Below are 13,049 nucleotides of genomic sequence, written 5' to 3'. Positions count from 1 at the left end.
CCGGGCGGTGCCACAGGCGAAAAAAAAGCCCGTACCTGCGTACGAGCTCTTCTTTAAATATGGCGGTGAGGGGGGGATTCGAACCCCCGATACGTTGCCGTATACACACTTTCCAGGCGTGCTCCTTCAGCCACTCGGACACCTCACCATATTGTTTTGCTGCTCACCTTGGGTGGGCAACGGGGCGCTACTATAGGGAGTTGCGCTAAAACGGTCAAGCAGTATTTATTCTTTCTTTACCGTTCGGTCAAGCAATGAACACTGCCCCGCTGAAAACCGACGGGGCAGCGATTTTAACGCAGAGAATCAAGCTGTTTGCGATGCTTCACCAGCCTCGTGCGCTGCTTTAGCGCCACGCTGGCAGGCCGGGAAGGCACTGATGTCAGATTTGGCCAAAGCGTCCGCCGTTAAAATCGCGCACGGCTTCTGCGATCTGCTGCCTGGTATTCATCACAAACGGACCGTAACCCACAATGGGCTCCCGCAACGGTTCACCGGCCAGCAGCAGCACTTTGGCATTCGCCGTTGCATGAAGATGAATTGCTTCTCCCTGCTGACTAAACACCACCAGCTGCCCTTCACGTGCCTGCTCTGCACCGTTGACCGTAATCTCACCTTCAAGGACCACTAGCGCACTGCTCCAGCCATCAGGCTGACGGAGCGTGATGTCATGGCCCTGATTCAGCTGCATATCCCAGACGTTCAGTGGCGAGAAAGTGTGCGCAGGTCCAGTCACCTGGTCATAGCTGCCGGCGATAACCCGGATATTTCCCGCGCCGTCCGCCAGGGCGACATCGGGGATGACATCCGCGGTGATGCTCTGATAGCCCGGATGAGTCATTTTGTCTTTCGCCGGCAGGTTGACCCACAGCTGGATCATCTTCAGTTCGCCGCCGGTGCGGGTAAACTCCGCCGAATGGAACTCTTCATGCAGAATGCCGGCGCCGGCGGTCATCCACTGCACATCGCCCGGGCCAATGACCCCACCTTTACCCGTCGAGTCACGGTGTTCAACTTCACCGGAATAGACGATGGTGACGGTTTCAAATCCGCGATGCGGATGTTCGCCAACCCCACGTCTGCCGCTTCCCGCCGGGAAGTGGTGAGGACCGGCGTAGTCCAGCAGCAGGAAGGGGCTTAACGGTTCGCCATGAGTCTGGTAAGAGAACAGTGAGCGAACCGGAAAGCCATCCCCAACCCAATGTTGGGCCGGTGCGGTGTAGACGCCTGTAATCTGTTTCATGGTGCTCTCCTGTGTCGCGATTTCTGATGACTATAAGATTAGATCTGCGGCCAATAAACCGGTAGATAGCAAAACTGGCCTATACTGTTCTGAAAATGGAACAATGGAGGAAGGATGCTGGATCTCAATGACTTAGCCTGGTTTGTCCAGGTCGTCGATCATGAAGGATTCGCCGCGGCGGGCAGGGCGCTCGATCAGCCGAAATCAAAATTAAGCCGTCGGATCGCGCAGCTGGAAGAGCGGCTTGGTGTGCGGCTGATTCATCGCACGACCCGGCAGTTCGTGGTCACCGAAGTGGGGCAGACCTTCTACCAGCACTGCAAAGCGATGCTGATAGAGGCCGAGGCGGCGCAGCAGGCGGTGGAAACGCTGCGTTCGGAGCCGCGCGGCAGCGTTAAACTCACCTGCCCGGTGACCTTATTGCATGCCCATGTCGGGCCGATGCTGGCGCGGTTTATGCTACGTTACCCGGGCGTCAATGTGCAGCTGGAGGCTACCAATCGGCGGGTGGACGTTGTTGGCGAAGGGATTGACGTTGCGATCCGCGTGCGCCCGCGTCCGTTTGACGATAGCGATCTGGTGATGCGGGTACTGGCCGACCGCGGACAGCGTCTGGTCGCCAGCCCGGCTTGTATTGCGCGAATGGGGCGGCCACAGGCGCCATCGCAGCTGAGTACGTGGCCGGGACTGAGTCTCGATGCCGGAAAGCATCAGCATAAGTGGCAACTGAGCGGGCCGGAGGGGGCAAGGGCGGAAGTCTATTTCACGCCGCGGATGGTCACGACGGACATGCTGGCATTGCGTGAAGCGGCGATAGCCGGCGTTGGGGTGGTTCAGCTTCCTCTCTTAATGGTGCGCGATCAGCTGGCTGCCGGGACCCTGGAGGTGGTACTGGATGCGTGGCAACCACAGCGGGAAGTCATTCATGCGGTTTTTGCCTCTCGTCGCGGTCTGCTGCCGTCGGTGAGAGCACTGGTAGACTTTCTGAGCGAAGAATACCAGCGGATGGAAGAGGATTGATAAGGGGGTTGTATCCCGGGCAAAGCACGCATGTCGACACCCGGTCGGGGCTTCTCATCCCCCCCGGGCGGTGCCACAGGCGAAAAAAAAGCCCGTACCTGCGTACGAGCTCTTCTTTAAAGATGGCGGTGAGGGGAGGATTGATTCGCTTCGCTCACCGTTACTCGGCCCGTCCCTGGGCCTCGCCCCTTCGGGGCCAACGCAGGCGTTGTTCAAAAATGCTCCCGGCATTTTTGTGCGGGCAGCCCGCTCGCAGGCTCGCGGTCTGTCCAGCTGGCTGCGCCAGCTGTCGACCCCCGATCGGGGTTTCTCATCCCCCCGGGCGGTGCCACAGGCGAAAAAAAAGCCCGTACTTGCGTACGAGCTCTTCTTTAAATATGGCGGTGAGGGGGGGATTCGAACCCCCGATACGTTGCCGTATACACACTTTCCAGGCGTGCTCCTTCAGCCACTCGGACACCTCACCATATTGTTTTGCTGCTCACCCTGGGTGGTCAACGGGCGCTAATTTAGGGAAATACGTATCTCTCGTCAATCAACTTTTTCAAAAAACAGCGCGTTTAGACAAACTTCGCGCAACTTGCTTTTTAAATGCGCGACAATCGATTTTTTTGTCGCCACCCTCTTTTTATTCGATAGAAAAATGAAATTTGCTATGCTGGCAATCCAATAGAAAACAATAAGTAAAATACGGCGCCAGGGTCAACCTGCAACCAGCGCCCGCGATCAGGAGCCATGATGGACATAATCTTTTATCACCCGACATTTGATACCGCTTACTGGATTGCTGAGCTGGAAAAACAGCTGCCGGGCGCGCGCGTACGCGAATGGAAATCCGGCGATACTCAGCATGCGGACTATGCGCTGGTCTGGCATCCGCCGGTGGAAATGCTTCAGGGACGGGACTTAAAAGCCGTTTTTGCCCTCGGCGCTGGCGTCGATTCAATTCTGACTAAACTCCGTGAACACCCGGAAATGCTGCCGATGTCGATTCCACTCTTTCGCCTCGAAGACACCGGAATGGGTCAGCAGATGCAAGAGTATGCGGTGAGCCAGGTGCTGCACTGGTTCCGTCGCTTCGACGACTACCAGGCATTAAAACAGCAGGCCCGCTGGCAGCCGCTGGAGGATTATCGTCGCGAAGAGTTCACTATCGGGATAATGGGCGCGGGCGTGCTTGGTTCGAAAGTGGCGGAAGCGCTTCAGGTATGGGGATTTCCGCTGCGGAGCTGGAGCCGTAGTCGTAAATCCTGGCCTCAGGTGCAAAGCTTTGCCGGTCAGGAGGAGCTGGGCGACTTCCTCGGCGCGACGCGGGTACTGATCAACCTGCTGCCAAACACGGCGGAAACCGTCGGCATTATTAATCAGCGACTGTTGGCGCAGCTTCCGGATAACAGCTATGTTCTCAATCTGGCACGTGGCGTTCACGTGGTCGAAGCGGATCTGCTGGCGGCACTGAATAGCGGTAAGCTTAAAGGCGCGATGCTGGATGTCTTTAGCCGCGAGCCATTACCGGCGGAAAGTCCGCTGTGGGCGCATCCTCGGGTGGCGATGACGCCACATGTCGCCGCAGTCACCCGTCCGCTGGAAGCGATCACCTATATTGCCAGCACCATTGGCCGCCTGGAGCGTGGGGAGGCGGTGAACGGGCAGGTCGATCGTCAGCGCGGATACTAAGAGAAACCCCGCTGTGGCGGGGTTTTGCTAATCATGCGTCCTGATTCCTGCTATTCTTGCCACAAACAGAGAAGGAGATTGTGATGTATCCTGTTGACCTGCACATGCATACCGTCGCCAGTACCCACGCCTACAGTACCCTGCACGATTATATTGCTGAAGCAAAGCGTAAGGGGATCAAACTTTTTGCCATAACCGATCATGGTCCGGATATGGCCGATGCTCCGCACTACTGGCATTTCGTCAATATGCGCATCTGGCCGCGGATGGTCGACGGCGTCGGCATTTTACGGGGTATTGAAGCCAACATAAAAAATACCCTCGGCGAAATTGACTGCACCGGGCCGATGCTGACCTCGCTGGACCTGTTCATTGCGGGCTTCCATGAGCCGGTTTTCCCGCCGCAGGATAAAGCCACCCATACTGAAGCGATGATCGCCACTATGGCGAGCGGCGCGGTACATATTATTAGCCATCCGGGTAATCCGAAATACCCCGTCGATATTCCGGCGATAGCCGCCGCGGCGGCAAAATACCAGGTGGCGCTGGAAATCAACAACTCATCCTTCGTCTCGTCGCGTGTGGGCAGCGAAGATAACTGCCGGGCGGTTGCCGCCGCCGTGCGCGATGCCGGAGGTTGGGTCGCGCTGGGATCGGATTCGCATACCGCATTTACGCTCGGCGAGTTCAAAGAGTGTCGTAAGATCCTCGATGATGTGAACTTCCCCGAAGAGCGGATCCTTAACGTGTCCCCGCGTCGGCTGTTGAATTTCCTTGAGTCTCGCGGGATGCCGGCGATCCCTGAATTTGCCGATCTTTAATATGAATAACTGGAAAAATTGAATGAACGAGTTTTCAATCCTCTGCCGCGTGCTGGGCTCTTTGTACTACCGTCAGCCGCAGGATCCGCTGCTGGTGCCGCTGTTTACCCTGATCCGTGAAGGGAAGCTGGCGGCGAGCTGGCCGCTGGAGCAGGATGAGCTGCTGGAACGTCTGCAAAAAAGCTGCGACGTGCAACCGCTGGCCGCCGATTACAATGCGCTGTTTGTCGGTGAAGAGTGCAGCGTTCCTCCTTATCGTAGCGCGTGGGTTGAAGGGGCAAGCGAAGCTGAAGTTCGCGGTTTCTTCAGCGAACACGGGATCCCGACCGGAGAAGGTCAGGCCGACCACATTGGGTCACTGCTGCTGGCGGCCTCGTGGCTTGAAGATCATGCTACGGAAGATGAAAGCGAAACGCTGGAAACGCTGTTTGCTGACTACATTTTGCCGTGGTGCGGGGTTTTCCTCGGCAAAGTCGAGGCGCATGCCGGGACACCTTTCTGGCGGACGATGGCGCCCCTGACGCGGGAAGCGCTCTCCGCCATGTGGGATGAACTGCAGGAGGAATCGGAAGAGTAAATGTGATATTTGTCACGTTTTTATTGCAATGGAAAGTATGAGATTGCATATAACGTGCTTCAGATCTCATTTGGCGGACGCGTATCTGCTATGATACGCGTCATGAACATACTCTTCGCAATCGCAATAACGACAGGCATTCTCTCCGGAATCTGGGGATGGGTGGCGGTCGCGCTTGGTCTGCTGAGCTGGGCGGGCTTCCTGGGCTGCACGGCCTATTTCGCTTGCCCGCAGGGCGGGCTAAAAGGGTTGCTGATCTCAACCTGTACGGTAATGAGCGGTGTGGTGTGGGCGCTGGTCATTATTTACGGCAGTGCGCTGGCGCCGCATCTGGAAATCCTTGGCTATATGATGACCGGGGGCGTGGCCTTCCTGATGTGTATTCAGGCTCGTCAGCTGCTGCTCTCTTTTGTCCCCGGCACTTTTATTGGCGCCTGCGCCACATTTGCCGGCGACGGGAACTGGCGGCTGGTGGTACCTTCTCTGGCGCTAGGGCTGGTGTTTGGTTACGCGATGAAAAATTGTGGGCTATGGCTGGCCGCGCGTGCGCGGAAAAACAAATCCACATTAGTGAACGAAACGCCCGACCAGGCATAAGCTGATGTCACCCGCACAAGAAACAGGACCTCAGGTCCTGTTTTTCTTTCTGCTGGCGCTGGTCGGGCTGTTCAGACTTGCGGCCCGTCGACCCGACTCACGGGGTAGCCCCCGCCACGCAACCGTAACGTGAAAGAATATTAACCCGCAACATAGCCTTGCTATCCTCCAGACGGGTTATAGCCGCCGCAAGTTTCCCGGACTTTCGTCGGGCGGGCTATCGTGCCATATTACCCTCTGTGCTTTATGTAAAGACGTTTGCCGACAGGAGGCGAAATGACTGTTAAACCTGAGGTTATTCTCGGCGACATCACTACGCTTGACGTCGATGTTATCGTCAATGCCGCCAATCCCTCGCTGCTAGGCGGCGGGGGCGTGGATGGCGCAATCCATCGTGCAGCCGGGCCGGAGCTCCTTGCCGCGTGTCAGGTCGTCCGGCAACAACAAGGCGAGTGCCCTCCGGGTCATGCGGTGATTACTACCGCGGGTCAGCTGCCGGCCAGCGCGGTGATCCATGCCGTCGGGCCCGTCTGGCACGGTGGCGGGCATCAGGAGGCTGAACTGCTTGCTGACGCGTATCGAAACAGCCTGCAGCTGGCGTCAGCGAACAGCTATCGATCGATTGCCTTCCCGGCCATCAGTACCGGCGTATATGGATATCCTAAGCAGGCGGCGGCAGAAATTGCCGTGCAGACGGTCAGCACCTTTCTGACGCGTTACAATCCTTTAGAGCGCGTCTGCTTTGTCTGTTTCGATGAGGAGACCGCGGACATTTACCGGCGCTTGCTTGAGCCGCAGCGAGGTGCGTGAAAGTCGGGGGCCCCGACCACCCGCCGCCTGACATCTGCGGGCGAGCGGGCGGGCGATCAGCCAGCGGACACTTGAGTCTTAGCTGCTTTCGGCTGGAATTTTCCCGAAAAGAGAAAGCGTAGCAGAGGAATGCGCAGATGAATTTCATACAGCACCAGCGCAATACCGACCACGAAGACTAAGCCAGCAATAAACCCAAGCGCGTTGGATTTGATCGCCGGCGCCAGCCATGCGCCATAAAGCAGGGTCAGCGGGTGGTGCACCAGATAAATGAACAGCGAAGCATTAACAAAATAGGTCACCCGCGCCGACTGAAAGTTCAGCAGACGGTGGCCGAGAGAAAAGACCACGTTCACCATCCACAGACCCAGAACCATGGTAATGACCGATTCGGTTTCATACATCCAGCCATCACCGGAACCATATTGCTGATTCAGGCGATAGGCGATAAAGCCTAGCAGCGCGCCGACGAAGCACCATGGCGACGGAGTGGTAAACATCGTTTTTAAGCGCGGATTGATAAATACCTGGGCACCAAGAATGAAGAAGGGCAGGTAAAACAGAGTCTGCATCACGATGAAATTAAACAGGCCGTTGCTGAGCACGGGGGCGTAAAGGACAAACAGCGAGCGGCGGATCACCGCGTAAAGCACGCCGAGCGCCAGAAAAATCATCGACAGCTGAGCTAATGTGACGGTGTCACCAAAGGTCGATGCCCTGGCTGAGCGGCGGCCGGTCAGCCAGCGAAACAGCACGACTCCCAGAGAGGTCAGGACCACCAGCACCAGTAAAAACCACAGGTGAGAAACCAGTTCCCACGCCAGAGTATTGAATTTGTCGTAACCCGAGAGGGTGTGCCAGTTTTCGGCCTTGCCGTTAACGTACTGCAGCATGATGAACTGCGGCAGCGTCAGCAGAGGAATGGCGGTCAGCATCGGAATGCCGACACGCTCAACGCGCACTTTCCACCACTTCTTCAGCGGATAACGTAAAAAAAGCATGTAGGAAAAGTAGCCAGAAATGACAAAGAAGACCTGCATGCGAAAAGCATGGATAAAATCGTTAAACAGCGTCAGCCACCAGGAGGGCTCGAGGCTATTCACATGCCAGCTGTGGCTGGAATAGATCAGTGATATATGAAAAGGGATCCCCAGTAGCATCAGCCAGGCGCGGATGCTATCGAAGAAATATTCACGTTGTACTGGCGTATTATTCATACAATATCACTACATTCTCGGACAATTCGTCTTATCACTCAACGTGATAACGTTTAAATTCTCAGCAACCCTACATCAACTCTGGATACCTGTCTCCAGGATAAGTACGTAAAGTACAAATGTGGCAGTTAACTGCCTATTACCTGCGCCGCTAAGGTGAACAAAGCAGGGATTATGTTGTCGGATTGCCTGAATTACCATTAAAATAGATCGGATCGATTTAAGCACACAAAGGGGGAAGTGCTTACTTATATGAAACTTAAACCACAGATGATGAAAATGCGCTGGTTAAGCGCAGCCGTAATGTTGTCCCTGTGTACTTCATCTGCATGGGCGTTTAGCATTGATGACGTTGCAAAACAGGCCAAAGCGTTAGCCGGGAAAGGCTATGAAGCGCCGAAGAGCAACTTGCCCTCCGCTTTCCGCGACATGAAATACGCGGACTACCAGCAAATCCAGTTTAATCACGATAAGGCTTACTGGAACAATCAGAAAACCCCATTCAAACTTGAGTTTTATCATCAGGGCATGTACTTCGACACGCCGGTCACCATTAACGAAGTGACGGCAAGCAGCGTGCGTAAGATTAAATATAATCCGGATTACTTTAATTTTGGCAGCGTCCAGCATGATAAAGATACGGTGAAAGACCTGGGCTTCGCCGGTTTCAAAGTACTGTACCCGATCAACAGCAAAGATAAGAACGACGAAATCGTCAGCATGCTCGGCGCCAGCTACTTCCGTGTTCTGGGTCAGGGCCAGGTGTACGGGCTTTCCGCGCGCGGCCTGGCTATCGATACCGCGCTGCCTTCCGGCGAAGAATTCCCTCGTTTTCGTGAGTTCTGGATTGAGCATCCAAAAGCCACGGACAAGCGTTTGACTATTTATGCACTGCTTGACTCCCCACGTGCGACCGGCGCCTACCGTTTTGTGATTATGCCGGGCCGCGATACCGTCGTTGATGTGCAGTCTAAAGTGTACCTGCGTGACAAAGTCGGCAAACTAGGCGTTGCACCGCTGACCAGCATGTTCCTGTTCGGGCCGAATCAACCCTCTCCGGCGACCAACTATCGTCCGGCGCTGCATGATTCTAACGGCCTGTCGATTCTTGCCGGTAACGGCGAGTGGATCTGGCGTCCGCTGAACAATCCGAAGCATCTGGCCGTCAGCAGCTATGCGATGGAAAATCCGCAGGGCTTCGGCCTGCTGCAGCGCGGCCGTCAGTTCTCGCGCTTTGAGGACCTCGACGACCGTTACGATCTGCGCCCGAGCGCCTGGATCACGCCGAAGGGCGACTGGGGTAAAGGGAAAATCGAACTGGTTGAAATCCCGACCAATGACGAAACCAACGATAACATCGTGACCTACTGGACGCCGGATCAGCTGCCGGAACCGGGTAAAGAGATGAACTTCAAATACTCGATTACCTTCAGCCGCGATGAAGACAAACTGCACGCGCCGGATAACGCCTATGTGATGCAGACCCGCCGTTCTACCGGGGATGTGAAGCAGTCGAACCTGATTCGTCAGCCGGATGGCACCATTGCCTTTATCGTTGACTTCACCGGCGCTGAAATGAAAAAAATGCCGTCAGATACGCCGGTAACGGCGCAGGCGAGCATCGGCGATAACGCAGAAATTGTTGAGAATACCGTGCGTTATAACCCGGTCACTAAGGGCTGGCGTATGGTTCTGCGTGTGAAGGTAAAAGATCCGAAGAAAACCACGGAAATGCGCGCTGCGCTGGTCAATGCTGATCAGACGCTGAGTGAAACCTGGAGCTATCAGCTGCCTGCCAATGAATAAGATAACGAAGTACATTGACGCGTTGCCGCTGTCTGAGGCTGAAAAAGCCGCGCTGCCTGATACAAGCCTGCAGGCCGTACATGAAGCGCTGGACGCCGATCATCATGCTTTTGTTCGTGAAGACGATTCCCCGCTGGGTTCCGTGAAATCACGACTGGAACATAGCTGGCCAGACTCCCTGGCCGGTAACCAGCTGATAAAAGATGATGAAGGGCGTACTCAGCTCAACGCAATGCCGAAAGCAAAACGCTCCTCAATGTTCCCGGACCCGTGGCGCACCAACCCGGTTGGGCGTTTCTGGGATCGGCTACGGGGACGTGATGTCACCCCGCGCTATCTTTCTCGCCTGACCAAAGAAGAGCAGGAGAGCGAGCAGAAGTGGCGTACCGTCGGGACCATCCGTCGTTACATCCTGCTGCTGCTGACGCTGGCGCAGACCGTTGTCGCAACCTGGTACATGAAAACCATCCTGCCGTATCAGGGATGGGCGCTCATCAATCCGGCTGACATGGTCGGGCAGAATCTGTGGATTTCCTTCATGCAGCTGCTGCCGTACATGCTGCAAACTGGGATCCTGATCCTTTTCGCGGTCCTTTTCTGTTGGGTTTCCGCCGGTTTCTGGACCGCGCTGATGGGCTTCCTGCAGCTGCTGATGGGGCGCGATAAGTACAGTATCTCCGCGTCAACCGTCGGCGATGAACCGCTGAACCCAGAACACCGTACGGCGCTGATCATGCCGATCTGCAACGAAGACGTCGATCGCGTATTCGCCGGCCTGCGTGCCACCTGGGAGTCGGTGAAGGCGACAGGGCAACAGCAGCACTTCGACGTGTATATCCTGAGTGACAGCTACAATCCGGATATTTGCGTTGCCGAGCAGAAAGCGTGGATGGAGCTGATTGCGGAAGTGCAGGGCGAGGGGCAGATTTTCTATCGCCGTCGTCGTCGTCGTGTGAAGCGTAAGAGCGGTAACATCGATGACTTCTGCCGTCGCTGGGGCAGCCAGTATAGCTATATGGTGGTGCTGGATGCTGACTCGGTGATGACCGGTGAATGTCTGACCGGGCTGGTGCGTCTGATGGAGGCGAACCCGAATGCCGGGATCATTCAGTCCTCGCCGCGCGCTTCTGGTATGGACACCCTGTATGCCCGTTGCCAGCAGTTTGCGACCCGCGTTTACGGTCCGCTGTTCACCGCCGGCCTGCACTTCTGGCAGCTTGGTGAATCACACTACTGGGGCCATAACGCCATTATCCGCGTGAAGCCGTTTATCGAGCACTGCGCGCTGGCGCCGCTGCCGGGAGAAGGTTCATTTGCCGGGTCGATTCTGTCGCACGACTTCGTGGAAGCGGCGCTGATGCGTCGTGCCGGCTGGGGGGTGTGGATTGCCTACGATCTGCCGGGCTCTTATGAAGAACTGCCGCCGAACCTGCTGGATGAACTGAAGCGTGACCGCCGCTGGTGCCACGGTAACCTGATGAACTTCCGTCTGTTCCTGGTCAAAGGCATGCACCCGGTGCACCGGGCGGTGTTCCTGACCGGCGTCATGTCCTACCTGTCGGCGCCGCTGTGGTTCATGTTCCTCGCCCTGTCGACCGCGCTACAGGTCGTGCATGCGCTGACTGAGCCACAGTACTTCCTGCAGCCGCGGCAGCTGTTCCCGGTCTGGCCGCAGTGGCGTCCGGAGCTGGCGATTGCGCTGTTCGCCTCGACGATGGTGCTGCTGTTCCTGCCGAAATTGTTGAGCATTATTCTGGTGTGGTGCAAAGGTTCAAAAGAGTACGGCGGCTTCATTCGCGTGACGCTCTCTTTGCTGCTGGAAGTGCTGTTCTCGGTACTGCTGGCGCCGGTGCGTATGCTGTTCCATACCGTGTTTGTGGTCAGTGCGTTCCTCGGTTGGGAAGTGGTATGGAATTCTCCGCAGCGTGATGATGACTCCACCCCATGGGGTGAAGCCTTTATGCGCCACGGTTCGCAGCTGCTGCTGGGGCTGGTGTGGGCGGTCGGTATGGCGTGGCTGGATCTGCGTTTCCTGTTCTGGCTGGCGCCGATCGTCTTCTCGCTGATCCTGTCGCCGTTCGTGTCGGTGATTTCCAGTCGGGCCACCGTGGGCCTGCGTACCAAACGCTGGAAGCTGTTCCTGATCCCGGAAGAGTATTCCCCGCCGCAGGTGCTGAAGGATACCGATGCATATCTGACCCTGAACCGTCAGCGTTCCCTGGACGATGGGTTTATGCACGCCGTGTTTAACCCGTCCTTCAACGCGCTGGCGACGGCAATGGCGACGGCACGTCACCGCCATGGTCACATTCTGGATATCGCCCGCGAACGTCACGTTGAACAGGCGCTGAACGAGACGCCCGACAAACTCAATCGCGACCGTCGTCTGGTGCTGTTGAGCGACCCGGTCACCTTGTCACGTTTGCACTATCGTGTGTGGGCCGCGCCGGAGAAATACTCTTCGTGGGTGAGCGCCTATCAGCAGGTGACGCTCAACCCGCTGGCGTTGAAAACGAAATAAGCGGTATGTGAAGGAAAATACCGGCAATATTGCCGGTATTTTTTTATCTGAGCATTGAGGTAGCAGATGAGAATTTTACTGGTTATTGCCATGGCGCTGCTGCTCAGCGGCTGCGGCAGTATTATTAGCCGCACGGTGCCGGGGCAGGGGCATGGGAATCAGTATTACCCCGGCGTGCAGTGGGATGTGCGTGATTCGTCATGGCGATACATCACCATTCTCGATCTGCCTTTTTCGCTGGTGTTCGATACGTTGCTGTTGCCGCTTGATGCCAGCCACGGTCCGTACAACTAATCAGCGTTCATCCCACTCATCGGCGGCGGTCTGACCCTCTTCGGTATCCAGAGAGGGTTCCAGCTGAAACTCTCCTTCGTCCCACTCATGCAGCGTATTCTCTTCCAGCCACTCCTGACGCAGCTCTATCTCGTCATAGTCGCCGTCAAAAACGCTCTGTGCCGCTTCGCCGCTTAACATCGGCAGGCATTCGCCTTCTTCATCTTCGTCGGCAAAAAATTCGGCCTGCCAGGCGATATCGCCATCCTGCAGAACGTACTTTTGGATATTCAGCTGCTCAACGTTGGCACTCTCCTCGTCGCTATCCGGATTATTGACCAGGAACTCTTCGCGGGCCGCATCGATAGCTTCTTCGAGCGTGGCATAGAAAATCGAATCCTTTGGCATAGATAACCCCCTAAGAAGAATGAAAAATGGACACGATTCAATCTATAGAAGGCGGTGAGCGTTGCGTCAAGGGGAAGGC

The 13,049-nt window shown here is 56.2% G+C and carries 12 protein-coding genes and 2 tRNA genes; 9 read left to right on the top strand and 5 right to left on the bottom strand.

Annotated elements, in window-relative coordinates; all coding sequences use genetic code 11:
* Positions 1 to 60: 60 nt before the first annotated feature.
* Both AC236I_RS15600 and AC236I_RS15595 read right to left on the bottom strand, forming a co-directional pair.
* Positions 61 to 148, bottom strand: a tRNA-Ser gene (locus AC236I_RS15600).
* 234 nt (positions 149 to 382) lie between these two features.
* Positions 383 to 1,243, bottom strand: coding sequence for a pirin family protein (locus AC236I_RS15595; protein WP_004860458.1), 861 nt, complete (start codon positions 1,241 to 1,243; stop codon positions 383 to 385).
* 114 nt (positions 1,244 to 1,357) lie between these two features.
* Between AC236I_RS15595 and AC236I_RS15590 the strand changes: the two genes are divergently transcribed.
* A complete protein-coding gene (locus AC236I_RS15590; RefSeq protein WP_004860459.1) occupies positions 1,358 to 2,263 on the top strand; it encodes a LysR family transcriptional regulator in 906 nt (301 codons plus the stop codon).
* Between the two features lie 378 nt (positions 2,264 to 2,641).
* Here AC236I_RS15590 and AC236I_RS15585 read toward each other — a convergent pair.
* Positions 2,642 to 2,729 (bottom strand) — tRNA-Ser (locus tag AC236I_RS15585).
* Positions 2,730 to 3,001: 272 nt separating this feature from the next.
* Here AC236I_RS15585 and ghrA point away from each other — a divergent pair.
* The 5 genes from ghrA (at position 3,002) to ymdB (ending at position 6,745) form a co-directional block, all read left to right on the top strand.
* Entirely contained in the window at positions 3,002 to 3,940 is a 939-nt protein-coding gene (gene ghrA / locus AC236I_RS15580; RefSeq protein WP_126510025.1) for a glyoxylate/hydroxypyruvate reductase GhrA, read from the top strand.
* Between the two features lie 83 nt (positions 3,941 to 4,023).
* Complete coding sequence (locus AC236I_RS15575) at positions 4,024 to 4,761, top strand: phosphatase (protein ID WP_004860463.1); 738 nt, start codon at positions 4,024 to 4,026, stop codon at positions 4,759 to 4,761.
* A 22-nt stretch (positions 4,762 to 4,783) separates the two neighbouring features.
* A complete protein-coding gene (locus tag AC236I_RS15570) occupies positions 4,784 to 5,338 on the top strand; it encodes a TorD/DmsD family molecular chaperone (protein ID WP_004860465.1) in 555 nt (184 codons plus the stop codon).
* 102 nt (positions 5,339 to 5,440) lie between these two features.
* Complete coding sequence (locus AC236I_RS15565; protein ID WP_015584660.1) at positions 5,441 to 5,935, top strand: DUF1097 domain-containing protein; 495 nt, start codon at positions 5,441 to 5,443, stop codon at positions 5,933 to 5,935.
* A gap of 276 nt (positions 5,936 to 6,211) precedes the next feature.
* Complete coding sequence (gene ymdB / locus AC236I_RS15560; RefSeq protein ID WP_004860470.1) at positions 6,212 to 6,745, top strand: O-acetyl-ADP-ribose deacetylase; 534 nt, start codon at positions 6,212 to 6,214, stop codon at positions 6,743 to 6,745.
* Between the two features lie 56 nt (positions 6,746 to 6,801).
* Here the strand turns inward: ymdB and mdoC are convergent, their stop codons facing one another.
* Positions 6,802 to 7,962: a glucans biosynthesis protein MdoC gene (mdoC, locus tag AC236I_RS15555; RefSeq protein ID WP_088884069.1), complete on the bottom strand. Its 1,161-nt coding sequence runs from the start codon at positions 7,960 to 7,962 to the stop codon at positions 6,802 to 6,804.
* Positions 7,963 to 8,214: 252 nt separating this feature from the next.
* On the opposite strand from mdoC, the gene mdoG reads away from it, so the two are divergent.
* The 3 genes from mdoG (at position 8,215) to AC236I_RS15540 (ending at position 12,583) form a co-directional block, all read left to right on the top strand.
* Positions 8,215 to 9,768 (top strand): glucans biosynthesis protein MdoG, encoded by a 1,554-nt coding sequence (gene mdoG / locus AC236I_RS15550; protein ID WP_004860475.1) that lies wholly within the window; start codon positions 8,215 to 8,217, stop codon positions 9,766 to 9,768.
* The gene (mdoH, locus tag AC236I_RS15545) at positions 9,761 to 12,289 is read left to right on the top strand and encodes a glucans biosynthesis glucosyltransferase MdoH (protein ID WP_048023067.1); all 2,529 of its coding nucleotides are present in this window, start codon (positions 9,761 to 9,763) and stop codon (positions 12,287 to 12,289) included. Before mdoG ends, mdoH begins: the two co-directional genes overlap by 8 nt.
* 66 nt (positions 12,290 to 12,355) lie before the next feature.
* The gene (locus AC236I_RS15540; protein WP_004860481.1) at positions 12,356 to 12,583 is read left to right on the top strand and encodes a YceK/YidQ family lipoprotein; all 228 of its coding nucleotides are present in this window, start codon (positions 12,356 to 12,358) and stop codon (positions 12,581 to 12,583) included.
* Here the strand turns inward: AC236I_RS15540 and AC236I_RS15535 are convergent, their stop codons facing one another.
* Positions 12,584 to 12,970 carry a MysB family protein gene (locus tag AC236I_RS15535; RefSeq protein ID WP_004860482.1) on the bottom strand — a complete coding sequence of 129 codons (387 nt, stop codon included), beginning with the start codon at positions 12,968 to 12,970 and terminating at the stop codon, positions 12,584 to 12,586.
* Between the last annotated feature and the right edge of the window lie 79 nt (positions 12,971 to 13,049).

The organism is Klebsiella sp. Sb-30, from assembly GCF_057652795.1.
Note: the sequence above shows the minus strand (reverse complement) of the source record. Positions and strands in the feature narration are given on the sequence as shown.